Origin of the sequence: Amycolatopsis sp. NPDC098790, from assembly GCF_044759945.1 — a bacterium.
Taxonomy (GTDB): Bacteria; Actinomycetota; Actinomycetes; order Mycobacteriales; family Pseudonocardiaceae; genus Amycolatopsis.
Genome location: NZ_JBIWAI010000010.1, coordinates 133,366 through 153,161, shown reverse-complemented (window position 1 = coordinate 153,161; position 19,796 = coordinate 133,366). Strand labels below are relative to the sequence as shown.

The following is a 19,796-nucleotide window of genomic DNA, read 5'->3' as shown; positions in this document are numbered from 1 at the left end:
GCTTGACGGGCCGCGGCTTGACGGGCCGCGGCGGTCGCCGTCCGGCCGGGTCCGCGTCCCGGGTTCGGCAGCGGGAACGCGTCGGCCGGGTCGGTTCGTCCGTGCCGGTGCCGTTGGGCCGGCTGGGAAATGTTCGCCGGGAAGGCGTGGCGGCCCTCCGGCATCGGTGGCCACGGCGGCGTGCCTTCCGTCAAGCCGCGCGGTGCAGGCGTTCCGCGACCGCTCGCTCCCGGGACACCGCGAAGGTCGTGTGCCCGGCGTGCACCGCCGCGTAGCGGATCTCGCCGTCGGAAAACGCTTCCAGACCCGTGCGGTCGGCCGGGGTCAGCGGGGCGCCGCAGGCCGCGCACGTCTGCTGGCGCCCCGCCGCGCCCGCTTTCTCGTGGGGCGTTTCCGTCTTCGTCATCACGTCCTCCGGCGTCCGGTGGAATGGGTCCGTGCGCTCAAGTTTCCGGGCCGGGGTGTGCGTCCGTCCCCTTGTCGGTTGCGGTTGTGCACCCCGAAGCCGTGCGTTCCGCACATCTTCGGGTGTGCGTCGCAAGATCGGAGATGCCCCGGTGGGCCGGAACCCGACAAACTCGGGAGTGGCCGGTGGGTTCCGTGGACCCCGCCGGCGCCTGCCGGCCGACCGGACCGGTGAAACCGGATCCGCCGGGCGACCACCGGTGCGTCCGCCGCGTGAGGAGACTGGGCGATGGCAGTGCGCCTCCGGCTCGACTCGGGTCATGAGGTGCTCGAAGAATGGGCCGAGTCGGCTTGTCAGGCCGAGCGGAACATCATCTACGAGGCCCTCTTCGCCATTGCGGACGGCTCGGCATTCATGATTTACGACATCTTCGGCGACGACCGCGTTCCGCCGCATTTCATCATATTCGTCAAGAACGATCTGGTGCTGCGAATCCTGCTGCGCCGGTCGGACTCGGCGTTCGACCTGCTGTACGTCGGTGTTCCGGAGTCCGGAACGAAGGACGAGAACGTGCACCAGGAGTCCGACGCTCAGTAGCGCGCCACCGCGGCCGGATGTCGCAGTGCTCTGCCGCCGCTTGGCCTATTTCGCCCTCAGTGTCCGCGATCGTGAGGCCGCATAACAGGTGGTGAACGTGCATTCGTCATGTTGACACGGTCTTCGTGCCCGTGGTTGCCTCTCGGTGGATCAGTTGAGTTCTTCTCTTCTGGGGTATGGGAGGAATTGCCGATGTCTTCTCCTGAATTGCCCGGTCTCGATGTGGCGAGCCGGGTCCGTGCGCGGGACATCCAGATGGCCGGGGTCGCGGACGTCCGCCGCCGGGTGCTGATGATCTCCGGTGCGATCGACACCACCGACCACGACGTCTCGCTCACGGTCAACCTGCCGGAGCCGGGCCGCTGGCAGATCATCAAGTCCGAGACCAACCTCACCGACCAGACCTGGGTCGCGATGCAGGTCACCACGGACGAGGACTCCACCTTCGTGAGCGACGAGGACACCCTCGTGCTTTCGCGTCAGTTCTCGAAGACGTTCATGACCCCGGACCAGCGTCGCCTGACCTTCTACGACGGCGAAGTCCGTCCCGGCGAAGCGGTGCTGAAGGTCTACACCCTCGAAGCGGGCGGGCGGAAGCCGAACTATTCGTACTCCCGCTACACCCCGATCGCGACGGACACCGCGGAGCAGTCGCAGCAGACCCTCGAAGAGCTGATCACCAACGGCATGCCGCAGCGGCCGGTGATCGAGCTCATCGTGCCGGTGACCGTAATCGGCTGAGCGACCGTGATCACGTTCGTCCCGGATCCGGGACTGCTCGAATCCCCCCGTGGCCGGGACTGGCCGGTGCTGCCCGCCGTCCGCTCCGCCGCCGGCCGCCCGCCGGAGTCGGCGGACGTGGTCGTGGTCGGCGCCGGCCCCGCCGGCCTGGCCGTCGCCGCGGCGTTGTGGCACCACGGTGTCCGGGACGTGGTGCTCCTGGACCGGGACGGCGTGCCCGCGCACCGGTTCTTCCGCCGGATCGACCGGCTCGGGCAGCGCGTGCTGCGTTCGCCCTACGAGCACCACCCCGGGGTCGAGGGTTACCGCGACTGCGAGCTGCTGGACTTCGCCCGCCTGCACTGGGGACTGCTGACGCCGGTCGAGCGGCGCGAGATCCGGATGGCGCAGGCCGGGCACCGTTCGGTGGTCCCGGTCGACGTCTTCGAGGCCTACTGCCGGCACCTCGTGGCGAGCCACCGCATCGGCGAACGGCTCTGGCGGGCCGAGGTGCGCGAAGTCCGGCCGGGCACCGATTCCGTGACGGTCACCGGTGCCGGGTTCACGACCACCGCCCGGCACGTCGTGCTCTGCACCGGCGAGCAGCGCCGGGACGCGCCGGACGACTGGTGGGGTGGCGGGATCGCGCCGCCGGGAGTCGGCTACTGGGACGAGCCGGTCCCCGCCGGGTCCGGCGGGCTCGCGGTGATCGGAGCCGGGCTGACCGCGGCCCACCTGATCGCCGACGGCCTGGCCGCCGGCCGCCGGGTGCACTGGATCGTGCGGGAACCCGGCGAGCGCTACCAGTGCGCCGACGTCAACTCCGCCTTCTTCCGGCCGGAGGGCCGGTCGCGGTTCGAGAGCGTGGGCCGGCGGGACCGGCTCGAGCTGATGGCCCGCTACCGGCGCGCGTCGATCATGTTCGAGTTCCGGCCGTCGCTGCAGCGGGCCGAGGCCGAGGGGCGTCTGGTGGTGCACCGCGGCCTCGCGGTGGCGGGGATCGCCGCCGGGCCCCGGGTGCGCCTCGCGGACGGCACCCGGATCGGGGCCGACCACGTCGTGCTCGCCCTCGGCACCACCCCGGCGGCCGAAGCCGCACTGCTGCCGCCGGAGGTGGCCGCCGCCCGGGACGGGTGGCCCGACCTCGACGAGCGGGACCTGAGCTACCGCCGGGCGCCGCGCGTGTCCGCGGTGGGCGCCGCGGCCGCGATGGTGCTCGGCCCGGCGGCACGCAACATCGACGGGCACCGGGTGGCCACCGCGCGGGTCGCCGCCGCCGTGACCGCGTTCCTGCGCCGGGGATCTCCCGTGCAGGAGACGGCGCGGGAGCGGGTGATGACCGGTGTCTGACCCCCACGATCCGCGGTTCACGCTGCCGGGGGTCGACGAACCGGCCTCGACCGAGGCCGGGATCATCCTGCTGGGCCTGGAGGCCGACCGGCTGCTGGCGGGGGTCGGCCTCGCGCGGCTCGCCGACGACCCGGCCCTGGTCACCCTCGCGGTCGACCAGGCCCGCCACGACGCCCTCACCGGCCTCGGGTTCGCCGGCTTGGCCGACGCCGGCGCGGCTCGCTGGCTCGCTCTGCGCGCGCGGCTGGCCGACGTGCGGCTCGCGCCCGGGGCCCTGCGGAAGCAATGGGCCACCGCCGGCCGGCTGGTCGAAGCCGCCGTACCCGGGCTGGGGCCGGCGTCCCTGGCCTACTTGACCGCCTGCCTGCTCCGCCGTGACGACGTCGACGAGCTCGCCCGAGCGCGAGCCGACCGGAAGGAAGCCAGTGTCCTACCTGAAGTCGCTGCCGACTGACACCACGCTGCTGCAGGTGTTCCAGGCCTACCCCGAGACGGCCCGGCCGTTGCTCGACTTCCACGAGCTCGTGCTGCGGGCACCGGGCCCGTTCACCCCGGGGGAGCGGGAGTTGATCGCCGCCTACGTTTCGGGGACCAACGGCTGCGGCTACTGCCACGGCGTCCACACCGTGACGGCCGAGGCGTTCGGGCTCGCCAAGGGAGTGCTCGAAGCCGCGTTGGCGGATCTGGGTTCGGCACCGGTCGACGAGCGGATGAAGCCGGTCCTGGCCTTCGTGGGCAAGCTCACCCGCACCCCGGCCCGGATGACCGACGCCGACGCCGACGCCGTGCTCGCCGCCGGCTGGGACGAGTCGGCGCTGCACTCCGCCGTGCTCGTCTGCGCGTTGTTCAACTTCATGAACCGCATGGTCGAAGGCTTGGGCATCCGGGCCGACGAGACGTACGCGGTGACGTCCGGTACTCGTCTCGCGGAAGGCGGCTACGCCGGTTTGGCCACGTTGCTCGGCAGTTGAGCCCTCAGGTCGGGCAGCGCCAGCAGCACCGGCGGGTCGAACACACCTGCCGGACGGAGCCGGAGGTCGGCGATGCTCGCGGCGACACCGGGCCGGGTGGTCAACGGCCCGGCGTGCCCGACGAAGCGGTCCGGCCCGTCCGTCCCGGGCGCGGTGGCCGCGTGGGCCACGACGTGCCAGGTACCCTCCGGAACCGCGCTGAGGGCGTACGTCCCCGGACCGGTCAGGAGCGCGCAGCGCGCGGGCTTGCCTTCGGTGATCCGTCCGGGGAACACCCCGATGAACACCGGCCCCGCCGCGCGGGGCACGGTGAGCTGGCCGCGCACCGTGCTGGCGACGCCGCGATCACCGCCGCCGTCTTCGTCGAGGACGCCGGGTACGCGCCCTCCTGACCGGCGGTAGACCGTCGGTGCGGCACCGACGCTCGTGGTGAACCGGGTGCTGAACGTGCCGACGCTGTTGTAGCCGACCTGGTGGCTGATGTCGGCGACGGAGCCGCCGGTGGTCAGCAGCAGGCGCTTCGCTTCGGTCAGCCGCAGCGCGGCGAGGAACTGGGCGGGCGACACCCCGGTGGTGCGCCGGAACAACCGCGAATAGTGGAACTTGCTGAACATCGCCGAGCGCGCCAGATCGTCGACCGTGAGCGATTCCGCGAGGTTTTCCCGCATCGCGGCCAGCGATCTTTCGACGGCGCGGCGGACGGGATCTTCCATGGTGGTGCTGTCCTTCCCAGGCAACGGGGGCGCGGCGGACGAGAGTGCGCCGGTCGTTACAACATTAATGCGGCGGTGGCTTCTTTCTAAGTGCTTCATGCACCAGTCAAAATGGATTCCGCCCGGTCCGGACATGCGTTTTGCACGGGTGCGTTCATGCGGAAATCAGGTCGCGTCGCCATGGCCGCACGACGGCCGGCCGAGGACGGCCGGTGCACCGCGGTGCGCCGGTTCGCAGGATGCGAGACGCCCCCGGCGGTGCCGCGGCCGAGACTGGAACGGGCCGGATCCGGCACCGCCCGCCGGCGGCCGAGAAACAGGAGACGGTATGACAGCGGCTGTTCCGAACGAGGCCGGCTCGCACCGGCGCGGGCTGCGGGCGGTACCCGACGCGGCACCCGGCGACCCGGTGCGGCCCGGCTGGCGGGAGCTGCGCGACGACATCGTGGCCGGCGCGGGCCCGGCGGTCCGCCGCCAGCACACGCTGGGCAAGCTGACCGCCCGCGAACGGCTCGCCCTGCTGCTCGACGAAGACTCGTTCACCGAGATCGACCTCTACCGCCGGCACCAGAGCACCGGGCCCGGGATGGCGGACCGGCGCCCGCACACCGACGGGGTGATCGCCGGTTCCGGCACCGTGGACGGCCGCCGCGTCTTCGTCTACGCGCAGGACTTCACCGTCTTCGGGGGCTCCGTCGGCGAGGCGCACGCGTCGAAGATCCACAAGGTGCTGGACCTGGCGCTGGCCACCGGTTCCCCGGTGATCGCGCTCAACGACAGCGGCGGTGCCCGGATCCAGGAGGGTGTGCTGGCCCTGCACGGCTACGGCGGCATCTTCCGCCGCCAGGTCGAGGCATCCGGGGTGATCCCGCAGATCAGCGTGGTGCTCGGCCCGTGCGCCGGTGGCGCCGCCTATTCGCCCGCGCTGGCGGACTTCACCTTCATGGTGCGGGGAACCACCCAGATGTACCTCACCGGCCCGGACGTCGTCGAGGCGGTCAGCGGTGAGCGCGTCACCCACGAACAGCTGGGCGGGGCGGAGGTGCACGGTTCGCGGTCGGGCGTCGCGACCGTGGTGCACGAGGACGAAGCCAGCTGCCTCGCCGACGTCCGGTACCTGGTCGGCCTGCTGCCCGGCAACAACCTCGAGCCGGCGCCGTCGGCGGGTGGGCGTGGTGCGGTGCGCGACGAGCGGCCGGCGTTGGCGGAGATCGTGTCCGCCGATCCGGGCAAGCCCTACGACATGCGGCTGGTGATCGCGGAGCTGGTCGACGACGGCGACTACTTCGAGCTGCACGAGGCGTGGGCGGGCAACGTCGTCTGCGCGCTGGCCCGGATCGACGGCGAGACGGTCGGCGTCGTGGGGAACCAGCCGTCGATGCTGGCCGGGGTCCTCGACCGGGTGGCCTCGGAGAAGGCCGCGCGGTTCGTGCGCTTCTGCGACGCGTTCGGGATTCCGCTGGTCACCTTGGTCGACGTCCCCGGGTTCCTCCCCGGCACCGAGCAGGAGCACAGCGGGATCATCCGGCACGGCGCGCAGCTGCTCTACGCCTACTGCGACGCCACGGTGCCGCGGATCCAGGTCATCCTGCGCAAGGCCTACGGCGGCGCCTACATCGTGATGGACTCCCGATCCATCGGCTGCGACCTGTCACTGGCCTGGCCCGGCAACGAGATCGCCGTGATGGGCGCGTCCGGTGCGGTCAACGTGCTCCACCGCAGGCAGCTCGAGGAGGCGGCGGATCCGGCCGCCCGCCGGGCCGAGCTGACCCGTGAGTACACCGAAGAGCTGGTGCACCCCTACTTCGCCGCCGAGCACGGGCTGGTCGACGACGTCATCGCCCCGGCGGCGACCCGGGCGGCCGTGGCCAGGGGACTGCTGATGCTGCGCGAGAAACGCACGCAGCCACGGCGCCGCAAGCACGGAAACCCCCCGCTGTGAACGGGGCGATCCGGATCGAACGGGGTCACCCGGACGACGCCGAGTGCGCGGCTCTCGTGCTGGCGCTCTCCCTGCCGGTACGCCGGCGCGCGCCGGTTCGGCGGCCGCCCCGGCGCGGCCGGTACGGCGGTTCTTGGCAAGGTGCCTGGCGGGCGTCCGGCCTGCCGGCCTGACCCCGGCCGCGCACGGATCACCGACGACCACAGGAAGGAAGCCGATGCCCGAGGACGCGGCGGTTCCCGCCGAGCACGACCGGCCGGCCACCCGGCCGCTGACCGGCGACGAGTACATCGAGAGCCTGCGGGACGACCGCGAGGTCTTCGTCTACGGACGGCGCGTCAAGGACGTCACCGAACACCCGGCGTTCCGCAACCCGGTCCGGATGACCGCCCGGCTCTACGACGCGTTGCACGACCCCGAGTACCGCGACGCGCTCACCGCGCCGACCGACGCCGGTGGCGGACCCGGCTACACCCACCGGTTCTTCACCACCCCGCACGGCGCCGAGGACCTGGTCGCCGCGCAGCGGGCGATCGCGACGTGGGCCCGGCTGAGCTACGGCTGGATGGGCCGCAGTCCCGACTACAAGGCGTCCTTCCTGGGCACGCTCGGCGCCAACGCGGAGTTCTACGCGCCCTTCGAAGAGAACGCGCGCACGTGGTACCGCCGGGCCCAGGAAAAGGTCCTCTACTGGAACCACGCGATCGTGAACCCCCCGGTGGACCGCAGCCTGCCCCCGGACCAGGTCGCCGACGTCTTCGTGCACGTGGAGAAGGAGACGGACGCCGGCCTGGTGATCAGCGGCGCCAAGGTCGTCGCGACGGCCGCGCCACTGGCGCACTACAACTTCGTCGCCCACTACGGTCTCCCCGTCAAGGACCGTCGGTTCGCGCTGGTGGCCACCGTGCCGATGACCGCGCGGGGCGTCAAGCTGATCTGCCGGACCTCCTACACCGCGACGGCCGCCGTCATGGGCAGCCCGTTCGACTTCCCGCTTTCCTCCCGGCTGGACGAAAACGACACGATCCTGGTGTTCGACAAGGTCCTCGTGCCGTGGGAAAACGTTTTCGTCTACGGGGACCGCGCGAAAGCGCAGATGTTCCCGGGCGCCTCGGGCTTCACGGAACGGTTCACCTTCCACGGCGCGACCCGGATGGCGGTGAAGCTCGAATTCATCGCCGGCCTGCTGGCGAAGGCGCTCGAAATCAACGGTACGCAGGACTTCCGCGGGGTCCAGGCGCGCATGGGCGAGGTCCTCGCCTGGCGCAACCTCTTCTGGGCGCTGTCGGACTCGGCGGCCCGCAACCCCGTGCCGTGGAAGAACGGCAGTGTGCTGCCGAACCCGCGCGACGGGATGGCGTACCGCTGGTTCTCGCAGGCCGGCTACGCACGGGTCCGGGAGATCGTCCTCCAGGACGTCGCCAGCGGGCTCATCTACCTCAACTCCTCCGCCGAGGACTTCGCCAACCCGGAGATCCGGCCGTACCTGGACACCTACGTCCGCGGTTCGGGCGGGATGGACGCGGTCGAGCGCGTCAAGGTGATGAAGCTGCTCTGGGACGCGGTCGGCACCGAGTTCGGCGGCCGGCACGAACTCTACGAGCGCAACTACGCGGGCAACCACGAGAACACCCGGACCGAGCTGTACGCCGCCCAGGTGCTGAACGGCGACCTGGCCGGCTACAAGTCCTTTGTGGATGACTGTCTCGCCGAGTACGACCTGGACGGCTGGACGGTGCCGGACCTGTCCTCGTTCGACCCCCTGCGCCGGTTCCGCGACGACCTGCTGGCGAGCTGACCGGGCCGGCACTTGCCGGTCCGGGCGGGACGCGCGCGGCGGTCCTGACTCCGATGCGCGGGCATCGGGGTCAGGACCCCAAGGCGCACGGACCTTCGCGATCGTGGTGATCCACCGTGCCTGCGGGATTCTTGCCGGAGCGGCGGCGACCGTCGGCTCGACCGAGCTCTCGACGCGATCACGCTGATCCGGACCAGCCGCTTCGGGCAGCGCCGGGCGCCGCTCCCCGGTTCTCCGCGGGAACGGGAGAAGGCTCACCGCCCACGGGCGATGAGCCTTCTCCTGTGTGATGGTCTTTCAGTCGCGGGGCGCGTTCGAGTACGCCGTGAGCCGCCATTCACCGTCGTCCTTCACGAGGATCCAGGTGGCGCGGACGGTCTTGGCCGCCGGCAGTTCGTCTTCCCCGGCGGCGCGGACCCCACCGATGGTGACGACGACCGCGACGTCCGGGCGGGGGAAGTGCAGGTGCACCGGCGCGCCGGTGACCCGGGTACCCCGGTACGGACCGGCGAACGCGCCGGCCATGAATTCCCGGATCGCCGCCCGGCCCTGGACGTATACGCTCGGCAGGACCATCGTCCCGTCCTCGGTGAACACGTCCGCGAAGGCCGCCGCGTCGTGGTCGGCCCACGCGGCGATGATGCGGCCGGGGACCGCGCCGGCGGCGGCCTGGTCGTCCGCGGACGGACTGCCCGATCCGGCCTGCTCGGCTGTGGCGGTCATGGGAGCTCCCTTCGTCGGCGCTGCTGGGGTCAGATGTAGAGCGAGTTGGGTTCGAGGCCGCACAGGATCCGGCCGTAGAGCTCGACGTTCGTGGCCGGGTTCATCAGCGCGTGCTGGTTCACCGCGTACACGTCCCGGTAGATCCGCTGGATCGGCACGTCCGAGTAGATCGACGAGCCCCCGCTGGCACTCGCGTAGATGTCGACGGCCTCCTTGGCCAGCCGGCAGACGATGCCGTTGTCCACGCGGGTCTGCGCGCGCTCTTCGAGCTTCCAGGGCGAGCCGTCCTCGCCCTTGCGGTCCACGATTCCGGTGAGCCGGCCGGCGTGGAAGGAGAGCTGGTCGGTCTTCAGCTTGGCTTCCGCGACCTGCAGGTGCGTGATCGAGGCCTCGCGCTGGCTTTCGTAGGCGGTGTAGGTGATCTTCCGGTTGGGCAGGCGCTCGAAGAACGCGGCTTCGGCGGCCTTCGCCAGGCCCACCACGGTGCCGACCGACGACGCCGCCGCGACCGGCATCAGCGGGTTGCGGTAGATCGGGGTGTCCTTGTTGGCCTGGGAGGCGTACTGGCCCTGCAGCACGGCGCCGAGCGAAAGCACCCGCTCCTGGGGGACGAACAGGTCCTGCGCGATCGTCGTGACGCTGCCGGTGCCCTTGAGCCCGGCGGTGTGCCAGTCGTCCACGACGTGCAGGTCGGAGATCGGCACCAGCGCCATCACCGGCTCCGGCTCGCGGTCCGGGCCGACCAGCACCGCGATGATCTCCTGCCAGTGGGCGTGCAGCGCGCCGGAGATGAAGCTCCACTTGCCGTTCACCACGATGCCGCCGTCCGCGGGCGCCGCCATCCCGCCCGGGCTCAACGTGCCGCAGACGCGGACGTCCGGGGTGCTGAACACCTCGTCCTGCACGGCGTCGGGGAACACGCAGGTCATCCAGGTGGGGATCCAGTAGACCGACGCGGTCCAGGAGGTGGAGCCGTCGGCGATGCCCATCTGGGTCGCGACCTCGAGGAGGGTCCGGGTGTCGGCTTCGTAGCCGCCGTACCGCTTCGGGGTGCGCAGCTTGAAGACGCCGGCGTCGGCGAGCGCTTCGATCGACTCCTCGTGGATCCGGCGGTTGTCCTCGGCCCACTGCGCGTTCTTCCGCAGCAGCGGGATCAGATCGGCCGTGCGGCGGACGATCTCGTCACGGGTCGGAACTTCGATCGTGGACACCATTTCCTCCTTGGGCGATGAGCGGGCGGGCGGAGGCCCGCCGCCCGCGACGGCGCGCCGCCACCGCGGCGGGAACGAGTGCGCGCCGGTGGTCGCCGCCCGATCCGAGCATCCCAGCCGCGTGGATCTTTGACGTCTCGTCGATTGCGGCCCGAAGAGGGCAGGCCAGCGGTAGGGAGCCGGGCGCGGCCGGGAGCATCCTCGAAGCCGACGACGTGGGCGCGACGCCCCGCACGGGAGGTTCGGCATGCGGATCCTGTTCACCACGGTGGGGCTGTCCGGGCACTTCTTCCCCCTGGTCCCGCTCGCGTGGGGAGCCCGCGCGCTGGGCCACGACGTCCTCGTCGCGGCTCCGGACCACTTCGCCGCGACCGTGCTGCGAGCCGGCCTTCCGGTGGCTTCGAGCGGTTCCGTTCCCGACTTCGTCGGCCTGGTCGAACGCGACTGGGACGTCTCCGCGGTCGAAGCCCGCCGTCGGGCCAACGGGAAGACGTTCGCCGCCATGGCCGTCGCGAGCCTGCCGGGGCTGCGCGAGCTCGTCGAGACCTGGGACCCGGACGTCGTGGTCAGCGAACGCGCGGAGTTCGCCGGCCGGGTCGCGGCGGGCGCGGGGATCCCGTTCGCGGAGGTCCACTGGGGCGTCCCGGCCCTGCCCGAGTACCGGGACGCCGCCACCGAGGCGCTGCGGCCCGCGTTGTCCGGCGCCGCCTTGCCCTCGCCCGGCCTCGTGCTGAACCCGTGGCCGGCCGGTCTCCGGCTGCCCCACGCGCGGCGGCACGTGGGGTTCCGCCACGTGGCCTTCAACGGCGACGCGCGCATCCCGCGGTGGCTCTGGGCACCGCGCCGCCGGCCGCGCATCGGGCTCACCCTCGGCACCGTGCTCCCGCTGCTGGGTCCGGACGGGGTGCTGCCGCTCCTGAAGCCGGTGCTCGCCCGGCTGGGTGCGGTGGGCGCCGAGGTCGTCGTCGCCGTGGACGACGCGGTCGCCGCCGACTGGCCCCCGCTGCCCGGCTCGGTCCGGTACGCCGGGCGCGTGCCGCTGGCCCAGCTGCTGCGGACGTGCGACGTCGCGATCCACCACGGCGGCCAGGGAACGTCGCTGACCGCGCTGGACGCCGGCGTTCCGCAGCTCGTGCTGCCGGTGTTCGACGACCAGCTGGACAACGCCGAAGCCGTGGTGCGCGCGGGTGCCGGAATCCGGCTCGCCGCACCGGATCTGACGCCCGAGGCCGTCGCGATCCGCTGCGAAACCCTGCTCGAGGACGGCGGCTACGGCCGGTCCGCGAGGCGGGTGGCGGCCGAGATCGCGGCCCAGGCCTCGCCCGCCGAGGTGATGGCCGGGCTGGTGACCTGGGCCGCGATGCGACCAGCGGCCTGAAGGAGGCTGGTTCACCGTGGTCGTCGCCGGCCGTGGTGGTGCGGGCGGACGGGGGTCTCCCTATGACGCTGCTATGTGGCGTCAAGGGGTTGCAGGTGTGGTGCTGGGGTGTTGCTGGAGAGTGCGGAAGAGCTGGCCCGCGATGATCCGTTCGAGACAGCGTTTGACTTCTCGGAGGGGCTTGCCTTCGGCCAGTCGGCGGGTGAGCTGACGATCACCGCCTCGGTTGAGGCGATGGCGGTCGGGCAGCCCCGATGAGGCGGTGATCGGTGCGGCGCCGGCGAGACTGGCGAACGCCGCTTCTGAGTGGAGCCTGCCGTGGCGAGATCAGCTGATCAGGATCTGAGCGGCGCTCAGGGCTCCGACGCCGGGCAGCTCGGGTTCGGTGTCGGGCGGCGGGCCGTCGTGCAGCCGGTTGCCGTCCGGGTCGAGACCGATTGCGTGGTGGGCTTCCTTGCCGACGTCCAGGTCGAGGAACGAGCTGAAGCTGCTGCTCATCCACCATGCCGTTCGTTCGCCGCGACGTGCTCACCGGGTTGGGTATCGGTGGCCGGCACGAAAAAGGTATCGGGGTGGTGCAGCGGCTCACGAGCAGCTGCCCACCCATGATTCGACTCCGTTGGCGGACAAGGGTTTCCACGGCCGGTCGACCCGGCTGGACCGGCGCGCACCACGGTGAGGCCGCCCCGAGGCGGTGGGGCCCGGTGCGCCCGGGCCCCACCGCGTTCAGGCCGCGCGGTCCACGTCGTCCCCCTCGGGGCGCCGCGGCTCGGCGGGCTCCAGCTGGCCGTTCCAGGCGTCGTGGTCGAGCTTGCGGAGGCGCTCCTCCTCGCGAACTTCGATGCGGTTGACCGCCCGGCGCAGCAGTGGTGGCGCCATCAGCGAGGTGAAGATCGCGACCAGCACGATGATCGTGTAGGTCGCGGTGTTGAGCACTCCCAGCCGCAGGCCGGTGAGGGCGATGATCACCTCGACGACGCCGCGGGAGTTCATCCCCGCGCCGAGGGCCAGTCCCTCCGCCCGGCCGAGCTTGCGGAGCCGGGCGCCGAGGTAGGCGCCGCCGAACTTGCCGAGGATCGCGATCAGCAGCACGGCGACGGCGGACAGCGCGACCGTCGGCTGGGCGAGGGCCGTCAGATCCATGCGCAAGCCGGCCGAAGCGAGGAACAACGGTGCCAGTACGGAAAGGACGACCGTCCGCAGCGCCGCGAGCTGCCGCTGCCCGGCTCCCGCGCGGGCGATCAGGATGCCCATGACGAAGGCGCCGAAGATGGGCTCCATGCCGAGCGCGTGCGTCAGCAGCCCGCCGCCGAACATCAGCAGCATGGCCGTGACGATCGACGGGCCCGCGCCCTCGGCCCGCGCGGCCGCGGTCATCGCCTTCTTGACCACGACCCGCAGCACGGTGACCGACAGGAGGAGGAAGACGAGCAGGTAGATCACGGCCAAGGTGACGTTCCCCGCGGAGACACCGGTGGCCGCCGCGGCCGACACCACCGACAGCAGCAGCCAGCCGACGGCGTCGTCGATCATGCCCGCCGTGAGGATCAGCTGGCCGATGTTGCGGTGCAGCAGCCGCATGTCCGACAGCGTCTTGGCGATCACCGGGATCGCCGTGACGCACATGGCCACCCCGAGGAACAGCGCGAAGGTGCCGCGGCCGCCGTTGCCGCCGGAGGTGAGCGAGCTGGGCAGCGCGAAGGCCAGCGCGACGCCGAGCGCCAGCGGGATGAGCAGGCCGCACAGGCTCACGGTGAGGGCGGTCCGGCCGTTGCGCCGCATCAACCGCGTGTCCAGGTGGGTGCCGGTGATGCCGACCAGCAGGAGGACTCCGACCTGTCCGACCGCGTCGACCAGGTGGATCTGTTCCGGTGCCGAGGCCGGGAACATCCAGTTGTACGCGCCTGGCGCGACCTTGGCCAGCAGCGACGGTCCGAGCAGGACACCGGTGACGAGCTCGCCGACGATCGCCGGCAGGCCGACGCGCTGAGCCAGCCTGCCGAGCAGGAAAGCCAGGCCCAGCATGACGACGACGGTGGTGATGAAGACCAGTAGTGGGTGGGCCGCGATGGGGGCGACCGGGGCCGCGAGATGCATGCTTCGACCTCCTAGCGGTTCAGGACCAATCTGTTCCTCGCGGCCTTCGGCGGGCGTCTCTCCGCGTGCCTTGTGGCGACGGGGTCCCGGACCGCAGGTGATGAGACGAGTGCCGGGCGCGACGGGCCGGATCATGGGCGTTCGCAGCCTGCGGAAGGAGCGCAACCCAGATGGCCGCCACACCCCGGTTCCCGGAACCCCTGCACGTCGGCCGCCCCAACGTGGGCGACCGCACCCGGTTGTTCGAGCGCCTCGACGGCGCGCTCGACCGGCTCGTCCTCACCAACAGCGGTCCGCTTTCCCTGGAGTTCGAACAGCGGATCAGCGAGCTGACCGGCGCGAAGCACTGCATCGCGACGGTCAACGCGACCACCGGCATCCAGATGGCGGTACGCGCGGCCGGGATCCGGGCCGGGCAGAAGGTGATCGTGCCGTCCTTCACCTGGGTCGCCACGGCGCACGCGCTCGACTGGATCGGCGTCGTCCCGGTCTTCTGCGACGCGGACCCGAAGTCCGGCACCGCCGATCCCGCCCACGTCGAGGCGCTGATCGAGCCCGACACGGCGGGAATCCTCGCGGTGCACGTGTTCGGTTACCCGTGCATGGTCGACGCGCTGGAGAAGGTGGCCGACAAGTACGGGCTGCCGCTGATCTTCGACGCCGCGCACGCCTTCGGCTCGACCTACCAGGGCAAGCCGATCGGCGGGTTCGGTGCCGCCGAGGTGTTCAGCTTCCACGCCACCAAGTGGATCAACAGCTTCGAAGGCGGGGCGATCACCACCGACGACGACGAGCTCGCGGTGAAGCTGCGGGGGATGCGCAACCTCGGGCTGAGCGTGGACCACGAGCACACCTGGACCGGAACGGCCGGGCGGATGAACGAGGCCGCGGCCGCGATGGGGCTCACGTCACTGGAGATCATGGACGAGCTCTTCGCGGTCAACGAGCGCAACCACCGCCTGTACCAGGAAGGTCTGGCCGGCGTCCCCGGCGTCCGGGTCCGCCCGATGGCCCCGGGGGAGCGGGCCAACCACCAGTACATCGTGATCGAGATCGACGAGGCGGTCAGCGGTGTGCACCGCGACCGGGTGCACACCGAGATGTTCGCCAACAACATCCTGACGCGGCGGTACTTCCACCCGGGCTGTCACCAGGTCGAGCCGTACCGGTCCGCGCCCCACGTGCACGCCCCGCAGCCCCTGCCCCGGACCGAGGCGCTCGTGGAGCAGGTCCTCGCCCTGCCGAACGGCATGGCCATCGGACCGGCCGAAATCTCGGGGGTCTGCGAGGTCATCGCCGAGGTGGTCGACGCGGCCTGACCGAAGCGCGCGAAAGCCGGGGCCGGTCCACAGTGGACCGGCCCCGGCTTTCGCGTCGTGCTCGCGCCGGTCACGGCACGGCGGGCAGCTCTCCGTGCTCGAGCACGTGGACGTCGGGCACGTACAGCACCCAGCGGCCGCCCTGCGCGGTGAACTCCTGCTCCTTGGCGAGGATCTCCGTGGCGTGGTTCCACGCGAACAGCACGGCGTAGTCCGGGTACGGCGCGGAGAACGCCTCGGACGGGCGGATCGGGATGTGGGCCCCCGGCGTCAGCCTGCCCTGCTTCTCCGGTGTCGAGTCGCAGACGTAGGAGACGTGGCCGGGGCCGATGCCGGCGAAGTTCACGATGGTGGCGCTCTTCGACGTCGCTCCGTAGCCGACGACGGTCTTGCCTTCGGCGCGCAGCGTTTCGAGCACCTCGACCAGGTCGCTGCAGATCCGTTTGACAGTGTCGGCGAAGCGGGTCAACGTCGGCAGCGTTCCGTAACCGCGTTCGCGCTCGTGCTCGAGGTACTGCGTGACCCGTGGCGAGACGCGCCGCGCGCCGACCCGGGCGACGGAGTAGCGGACGCTGCCGCCGTGCACGCCGAGGTGCTCCACGTCGACCAGCTCGAAGCCGAACGTGGCGGCCAGGTTCCGCACCGCGGTCACCGAGAACAGGTAGTAGTGCTCGTCGTAGATCTGGTCGAAGCTCAGGTGGTCGACGATGTCGCCGAGGTAGCGGTCCTCGAAGACGAAGACCCCCGTCGGCGCCAGCAGCGCGTCGACTCCCTTGAAGATGGAGTCGATGTAGGCGATGTGGCTGATGCAGTTGGCCGAGAAGATCAGGTCGGCCGGCCCCTCGGTCCCGCGGACCTGGGCACCCGACTCGGCGGTGAAGAAGTCGACGAGGACCCGGATCCCCTTGTCCTTGGCGGACTCGGAGACCCCGCCGGACGGGTCCACCCCCAGGTGCCGGATCCCGGCCTGGTGGATCGTTTCGAGGAAGATCCCGTCGTTGCTGCCGATCTCGACGGCGAACGCGTTGTCGGCGGCCAGCTCCGTCTCGATCAGGTGCTCGGCGACGCCGCGGAAGTGCCGCCGCATGGCTTCGGAACCGGAGGAGCGGTACGGGTAGTCGGCGTGGAACATGTTCTCGCGGGGTACTTCTTCACGCTGCTGCACCATGCAGCAGACGTCGCAGACCCCGACGGTGAGCCGGAAGAAGACCTCGTCCTCGACGTCCTCGGGCCGGACGAAGGCGTTCGACACGGGCTGGCGCCCCAGATCGAGGAACTCGCGGGCGGCGCCGCCGCAGATCCGGCAGCTGAACGTGCCGGGCACATCGGTGAAGGTCACGTGTCTCAGCCCCTTTTCGGCATGGCTATCTCGGACAGGGGGCCAAGGATCCTCCGCGCGGAACAGGCCGGGCGTCTCGCATTTTGCGCGTCGCCAACGCAGCCGGGAGGACGCCGTGAGCGGCCCCGGAGGCGCACGATTCCGCCGGACGCGCCGGTCGGCGCGTCCCTGAGCCGAGAGCCGAGGAGGGGTCATGACCGGCCCGAGTGACGCTGAGGTCAAGCACGTGACCGTCGACGCGGCGGTGCGCGACTACCTGGTGCGGTCGTGCACGCCGCCCCACCCCGCGGTGCGCAAGCTCGCCGAGCGGACGGCCGAGGTCGGGGACGCGGCCGGGATGGCCGTCCCGATCGAGCAGGCGTCGTTCATGACGATGCTCGCCGCGCTGCTCGCGGCGAAGACGGTCGTCGACGTCGGCACCTTCACCGGCCTGTCGGCGTTGTCGTTCGCGCTCGGGCTGGCCCCCGGTGGCCGGGTGGTCACCTGCGACGTGACCGACCAGTGGCAGGAGATCGCCCAGGAGCACTGGGCCGCGGCCGGCGTCGCCGACCGCATCGAGTTCCGCCGTGGTCCCGCGACGCGGACACTGCGCGCCCTCGCCGAGGCCGGCGGTCCGGGCACCGTAGACCTCGTCTTCATCGACGCCGACAAGATGAACTACCCCACCTACCACGAGCTCGCCGTGCCCCTGTTGCGTCCGGGTGGCCTGCTGATGGCCGACAACGTCCTCCTGGACGGCTTCGTCGTCGACCCGGCTTCGGCGGAGCCGGGCCTCGCCCGCCGGTCGGCCGAACGGCTGCGGGAGTTCAACGCCACCCTCGCCGCCGACGACCGGCTGGACGCGGTGATGCTGCCGATCGCCGACGGGCTGACCATCGCCCGCCGCAAGTAGCGCCGCGGGTTCCGCTGGGCAACGGAGGAGTTGCCCGCCCGGCGCGGCCGGCGAGACCATACCGGAGCCCGGAGCGCCGGCGTTTTCTTCGGCGTATCAAGACTTTCAGGGAGCTTCGATGCGCATCCTGTTCACCCTGTACCCCTCGCACGCGCACCTGTGGCCGGTCGTCCCGCTGGCGTGGGCGTTCCAGTCCGCCGGGCACGAAGTCCGGGTCGCGACGCACGGGGGCTTCGTCGACTCGGTCGCCGCGGCCGGGCTGACCCCCGTGCTGCTCGGCGAGCGCACCGACGGCGACGCGCGGATGCGGCCCGACGCGCGACCGCCGGCACCCGTGGCGGAAGTGCTGCGCTACGCCGAGGTCATGGGCCTCGAGGGAGCGGCCCGGGAGCACTGGATCGCGTTCTACCAGATGTTGCTGAACCCCGCCTCGGACTACGTGCGCACCGACCTGCCCGCCGTGGACCAGCTCGTGGACTTCGCCCGGTCGTGGCGGCCCGACCTCGTGCTGTGGGATCCGACGTTCGCCTCCGGCTCGGTGGCCGCGCGGGTGTCGGGAGCCGCGCACGCCCGGTTGGTGCCGGGGATGGACTACTTCGGCTTCAGCCTCGACCGGCTGGCCGAGCACCGGGACGCCGTCGTCGCGGCCGGCCTGGCGGAGAACCCGCTCGCCGACGTCGTCCGGCCGCTCGCGGAGAAGTACGGCCTGACCGTCGACGACGACCTGCTGCTGGGCCAGTGGACCGTCGACCCGCTGCCGGCCGGGCTGAGCCTGCCCACCAGCCGGCACCACGTGCCCTTCCGCTGGGTGCCCTTCACCGGGATCGAGCCGGTTCCGGACTGGCTGCGTGAACCGCCGCGGCGGCCGCGGGTGGCCCTCTCGCTCGGTGAATCCACCCGGCGGTTCATCTCCGGGGACTGGGGCCGCTCGCCGAAGATCTTCGAGGCCGTGGCCGATCTGGACATCGAGGTCGTCGCCACGCTGAACGCCCTGCAGCTGCACGAGATCGATCGCGTGCCGGACAACGTCCGGGTGCAGGAGTGGGTTCCGCTCACCCAGTTGCTGCCGACCTGCGCCACGCTGATCCACCACGGCGGGATGGGCACCTTCTCCGCGGCCAGCGCGTTCGGAGTGCCGCAGATCGTCTGCGACAGCGAGGAATCCGTGCTGATGCGGCAGGTCGAGGTCGAGGTGGAGACGGGCCGGGACGACGGGACCTACCGCGTCGGCTGGGAGTTCGGCAAGCGCGAGAACGTCGTCGAGAAGGTGACGACCTGGGAGCTGCCCGCCAAGAAGCTCGAGGCGACACCGTGCGCCGACTACGTGATCGCCCGTGGTGCCGGCACCCGGCTCAACCACCTCACCTCGTCGGTGGCCGAGATCGCCAAGCAGATCCAGGCGGTCGTCACCGAACCCGCCTACGCCGACGGCGCGGCGGCGCTGCGGGAGCAGTGGCTGGCCACGCCGGCGCCGGCCGACATCGTGCCGGTGCTCACCGCTTTGGCCGACGGGCACCGGGCCCGCTGAGAGACCGGACGGGAAACGCGATGACAACCCAGAACCGCACGCAGGAGATGGACGACCACGCCGCGGAGTTCGCGGCGTACATGAACGCGCCGTGGGGACGCCTGCGCGCCGACATGATCGAGCAGCACATCGCCGCGCACGTGCCGGCCGGTCCGCTGCGGGTGCTCGACGCCGGCTGCGGTCCCGGCGTGCTCGCCGCGCGCATGGGCCGGGCGGGCCACGAAGTGTCCGGTGTGGACCTTTCACCGGGGATGCTCGAGCAGGCCAGGGCGGCGGTCGCGGCCGCCGGGGTCGACGCCGAGTTCAAGCAGGGGGAGCTGCACGAGCTGGACCGGGCGTTCCCGGCGGGCTCCTTCGACCTGGTGCTGTGCCACTGCGTCATCGAGTACGTCGACGACGTACCCGCGGCGCTGGCCGGGCTCCGCAGGATGCTCGCGCCGGGCGGACGGCTCAGCTTGCTGGTGTCCAATTCGGTCGCGCGGGTCTTCAAGGCCGCCGTCGTCAGCCGGGACCCGGCCGAGGCACTGGCCGTTTCCGCCCGCGACGACCAGCCCAACTCGGTGTTCGCCACGCAGTCCCGTACGTTCCGGCTGGACCAGCTGCTGCCGCTGCTGGACGGCGCCGGGTTGAGCGTGGTGGAGACGTACGGGGTGCGCGCGTTCTGGGACCTCCTGCCGCGCGACGGAGCCGACGTCGGGGGCGAGTTCTACGACCGGATGCTCGAGCTCGAGCTGGCGATGTCGGACCGATCGCCGTTCCGCGACGTCGCCAACTACTTCCACGTGATCGGCGCCGCCGAGCCGGTGCGCTGA

21 protein-coding genes are annotated in these 19,796 nt (G+C 71.5%); 13 read left to right on the top strand and 8 right to left on the bottom strand.

Annotated features, from left to right (window positions below; all coding sequences use genetic code 11):
- Nucleotides 1–190: 190 nt before the first annotated feature.
- Nucleotides 191–406 (bottom strand): hypothetical protein, encoded by a 216-nt coding sequence (locus ACIQWX_RS48370; protein ID WP_400886521.1) that lies wholly within the window; start codon nt 404–406, stop codon nt 191–193.
- A 288-nt stretch (nt 407–694) separates the two neighbouring features.
- Between ACIQWX_RS48370 and ACIQWX_RS48365 the strand changes: the two genes are divergently transcribed.
- From ACIQWX_RS48365 to ACIQWX_RS48345, 5 genes are all read left to right on the top strand, one after another.
- Entirely contained in the window at nt 695–1,003 is a 309-nt protein-coding gene (locus ACIQWX_RS48365) for a DUF6235 family protein (RefSeq protein WP_400886519.1), read from the top strand.
- 255 nt (nt 1,004–1,258) lie between these two features.
- Entirely contained in the window at nt 1,259–1,744 is a 486-nt protein-coding gene (locus ACIQWX_RS48360) for a DUF6423 family protein (protein WP_400886623.1), read from the top strand.
- 6 nt (nt 1,745–1,750) lie between these two features.
- Nucleotides 1,751–3,073 (top strand): FAD-dependent oxidoreductase, encoded by a 1,323-nt coding sequence (locus ACIQWX_RS48355; RefSeq protein WP_400886517.1) that lies wholly within the window; start codon nt 1,751–1,753, stop codon nt 3,071–3,073.
- Nucleotides 3,066–3,527 carry a DUF6187 family protein gene (locus ACIQWX_RS48350; RefSeq protein ID WP_400886515.1) on the top strand — a complete coding sequence of 154 codons (462 nt, stop codon included), beginning with the start codon at nt 3,066–3,068 and terminating at the stop codon, nt 3,525–3,527. The genes ACIQWX_RS48355 and ACIQWX_RS48350 overlap by 8 nt, the downstream gene beginning before the upstream one ends.
- Complete coding sequence (locus ACIQWX_RS48345; RefSeq protein WP_400886512.1) at nt 3,499–4,044, top strand: carboxymuconolactone decarboxylase family protein; 546 nt, start codon at nt 3,499–3,501, stop codon at nt 4,042–4,044. The genes ACIQWX_RS48350 and ACIQWX_RS48345 overlap by 29 nt, the downstream gene beginning before the upstream one ends.
- Here the strand turns inward: ACIQWX_RS48345 and ACIQWX_RS48340 are convergent.
- Nucleotides 4,011–4,757 (bottom strand): helix-turn-helix domain-containing protein, encoded by a 747-nt coding sequence (locus ACIQWX_RS48340; protein ID WP_400886509.1) that lies wholly within the window; start codon nt 4,755–4,757, stop codon nt 4,011–4,013. The two genes, ACIQWX_RS48345 and ACIQWX_RS48340, sit on opposite strands and share 34 nt — an antisense overlap.
- A 328-nt stretch (nt 4,758–5,085) precedes the next feature.
- Here ACIQWX_RS48340 and ACIQWX_RS48335 point away from each other — a divergent pair, with 328 nt between their 5' ends.
- Genes ACIQWX_RS48335 through ACIQWX_RS48325 form a run of 3 tightly spaced genes read left to right on the top strand, consistent with a single transcriptional unit; the run spans nt 5,086 to nt 8,497 of the window.
- On the top strand, nt 5,086–6,699 hold the full coding sequence (locus tag ACIQWX_RS48335; protein ID WP_400886506.1) for an acyl-CoA carboxylase subunit beta: 1,614 nt from the start codon (nt 5,086–5,088) through the stop codon (nt 6,697–6,699).
- Entirely contained in the window at nt 6,696–6,872 is a 177-nt protein-coding gene (locus tag ACIQWX_RS48330; RefSeq protein ID WP_400886504.1) for an acyl-CoA carboxylase epsilon subunit, read from the top strand. The genes ACIQWX_RS48335 and ACIQWX_RS48330 overlap by 4 nt, the downstream gene beginning before the upstream one ends.
- A gap of 44 nt (nt 6,873–6,916) precedes the next feature.
- The gene (locus ACIQWX_RS48325; RefSeq protein WP_400886503.1) at nt 6,917–8,497 is read left to right on the top strand and encodes a 4-hydroxyphenylacetate 3-hydroxylase family protein; all 1,581 of its coding nucleotides are present in this window, start codon (nt 6,917–6,919) and stop codon (nt 8,495–8,497) included.
- A gap of 297 nt (nt 8,498–8,794) precedes the next feature.
- Here ACIQWX_RS48325 and ACIQWX_RS48320 read toward each other — a convergent pair whose 3' ends face one another.
- Nucleotides 8,795–9,220, bottom strand: coding sequence for an SgcJ/EcaC family oxidoreductase (locus tag ACIQWX_RS48320; protein WP_400886501.1), 426 nt, complete (start codon nt 9,218–9,220; stop codon nt 8,795–8,797).
- A gap of 29 nt (nt 9,221–9,249) precedes the next feature.
- Nucleotides 9,250–10,431 (bottom strand): acyl-CoA dehydrogenase family protein, encoded by a 1,182-nt coding sequence (locus tag ACIQWX_RS48315; RefSeq protein WP_400886499.1) that lies wholly within the window; start codon nt 10,429–10,431, stop codon nt 9,250–9,252.
- A 247-nt stretch (nt 10,432–10,678) separates the two neighbouring features.
- Here ACIQWX_RS48315 and ACIQWX_RS48310 point away from each other — a divergent pair, with 247 nt between their 5' ends.
- On the top strand, nt 10,679–11,809 hold the full coding sequence (locus tag ACIQWX_RS48310) for a glycosyltransferase (protein ID WP_400886497.1): 1,131 nt from the start codon (nt 10,679–10,681) through the stop codon (nt 11,807–11,809).
- An 81-nt stretch (nt 11,810–11,890) separates the two neighbouring features.
- On the opposite strand, the gene ACIQWX_RS48305 is transcribed toward ACIQWX_RS48310, so the two are convergent.
- The 3 genes from ACIQWX_RS48305 to ACIQWX_RS48295 form a co-directional block, all read right to left on the bottom strand.
- On the bottom strand, nt 11,891–12,076 hold the full coding sequence (locus ACIQWX_RS48305) for a hypothetical protein (RefSeq protein ID WP_400886620.1): 186 nt from the start codon (nt 12,074–12,076) through the stop codon (nt 11,891–11,893).
- 60 nt (nt 12,077–12,136) lie between these two features.
- Nucleotides 12,137–12,307 (bottom strand): hypothetical protein, encoded by a 171-nt coding sequence (locus ACIQWX_RS48300; RefSeq protein ID WP_400886495.1) that lies wholly within the window; start codon nt 12,305–12,307, stop codon nt 12,137–12,139.
- 228 nt (nt 12,308–12,535) lie between these two features.
- Nucleotides 12,536–13,906, bottom strand: a complete 1,371-nt coding sequence (locus ACIQWX_RS48295; protein WP_400886493.1) for a cation:proton antiporter — start codon at nt 13,904–13,906, stop codon at nt 12,536–12,538.
- Between the two features lie 170 nt (nt 13,907–14,076).
- On the opposite strand from ACIQWX_RS48295, the gene ACIQWX_RS48290 reads away from it, so the two are divergent.
- Nucleotides 14,077–15,225 (top strand): DegT/DnrJ/EryC1/StrS family aminotransferase, encoded by a 1,149-nt coding sequence (locus tag ACIQWX_RS48290; protein WP_400886491.1) that lies wholly within the window; start codon nt 14,077–14,079, stop codon nt 15,223–15,225.
- A 70-nt stretch (nt 15,226–15,295) separates the two neighbouring features.
- Here the strand turns inward: ACIQWX_RS48290 and ACIQWX_RS48285 are convergent, their stop codons facing one another.
- The gene (locus ACIQWX_RS48285) at nt 15,296–16,564 is read right to left on the bottom strand and encodes a methyltransferase domain-containing protein (protein WP_400886489.1); all 1,269 of its coding nucleotides are present in this window, start codon (nt 16,562–16,564) and stop codon (nt 15,296–15,298) included.
- A gap of 193 nt (nt 16,565–16,757) precedes the next feature.
- Here ACIQWX_RS48285 and ACIQWX_RS48280 point away from each other — a divergent pair, with 193 nt between their 5' ends.
- The 3 genes from ACIQWX_RS48280 (at nt 16,758) to ACIQWX_RS48270 (ending at nt 19,796) form a co-directional block, all read left to right on the top strand.
- Nucleotides 16,758–17,456: an O-methyltransferase gene (locus tag ACIQWX_RS48280; protein WP_400886486.1), complete on the top strand. Its 699-nt coding sequence runs from the start codon at nt 16,758–16,760 to the stop codon at nt 17,454–17,456.
- A 118-nt stretch (nt 17,457–17,574) separates the two neighbouring features.
- On the top strand, nt 17,575–18,984 hold the full coding sequence (locus tag ACIQWX_RS48275) for a nucleotide disphospho-sugar-binding domain-containing protein (protein WP_400886484.1): 1,410 nt from the start codon (nt 17,575–17,577) through the stop codon (nt 18,982–18,984).
- A gap of 20 nt (nt 18,985–19,004) precedes the next feature.
- A complete protein-coding gene (locus tag ACIQWX_RS48270; RefSeq protein WP_400886483.1) occupies nt 19,005–19,796 on the top strand; it encodes a class I SAM-dependent methyltransferase in 792 nt (263 codons plus the stop codon).

Coding starts and splice junctions, on each gene's coding strand:
- ACIQWX_RS48370 (WP_400886521.1), bottom strand. CDS start 406: ATGACGAAGACGGAAACGCCCCACGAGAAAGCGGGCGCGGCGGGGCGC.
- ACIQWX_RS48365 (WP_400886519.1), top strand. CDS start 695: ATGGCAGTGCGCCTCCGGCTCGACTCGGGTCATGAGGTGCTCGAAGAA.
- ACIQWX_RS48360 (WP_400886623.1), top strand. CDS start 1,259: ATGGCCGGGGTCGCGGACGTCCGCCGCCGGGTGCTGATGATCTCCGGT.
- ACIQWX_RS48340 (WP_400886509.1), bottom strand. CDS start 4,757: ATGGAAGATCCCGTCCGCCGCGCCGTCGAAAGATCGCTGGCCGCGATG.
- ACIQWX_RS48335 (WP_400886506.1), top strand. CDS start 5,086: ATGACAGCGGCTGTTCCGAACGAGGCCGGCTCGCACCGGCGCGGGCTG.
- ACIQWX_RS48325 (WP_400886503.1), top strand. CDS start 6,917: ATGCCCGAGGACGCGGCGGTTCCCGCCGAGCACGACCGGCCGGCCACC.
- ACIQWX_RS48320 (WP_400886501.1), bottom strand. CDS start 9,220: ATGACCGCCACAGCCGAGCAGGCCGGATCGGGCAGTCCGTCCGCGGAC.
- ACIQWX_RS48310 (WP_400886497.1), top strand. CDS start 10,679: ATGCGGATCCTGTTCACCACGGTGGGGCTGTCCGGGCACTTCTTCCCC.
- ACIQWX_RS48300 (WP_400886495.1), bottom strand. CDS start 12,307: ATGAGCAGCAGCTTCAGCTCGTTCCTCGACCTGGACGTCGGCAAGGAA.
- ACIQWX_RS48295 (WP_400886493.1), bottom strand. CDS start 13,906: ATGCATCTCGCGGCCCCGGTCGCCCCCATCGCGGCCCACCCACTACTG.
- ACIQWX_RS48290 (WP_400886491.1), top strand. CDS start 14,077: ATGGCCGCCACACCCCGGTTCCCGGAACCCCTGCACGTCGGCCGCCCC.
- ACIQWX_RS48280 (WP_400886486.1), top strand. CDS start 16,758: ATGACCGGCCCGAGTGACGCTGAGGTCAAGCACGTGACCGTCGACGCG.
- ACIQWX_RS48275 (WP_400886484.1), top strand. CDS start 17,575: ATGCGCATCCTGTTCACCCTGTACCCCTCGCACGCGCACCTGTGGCCG.
- ACIQWX_RS48270 (WP_400886483.1), top strand. CDS start 19,005: ATGACAACCCAGAACCGCACGCAGGAGATGGACGACCACGCCGCGGAG.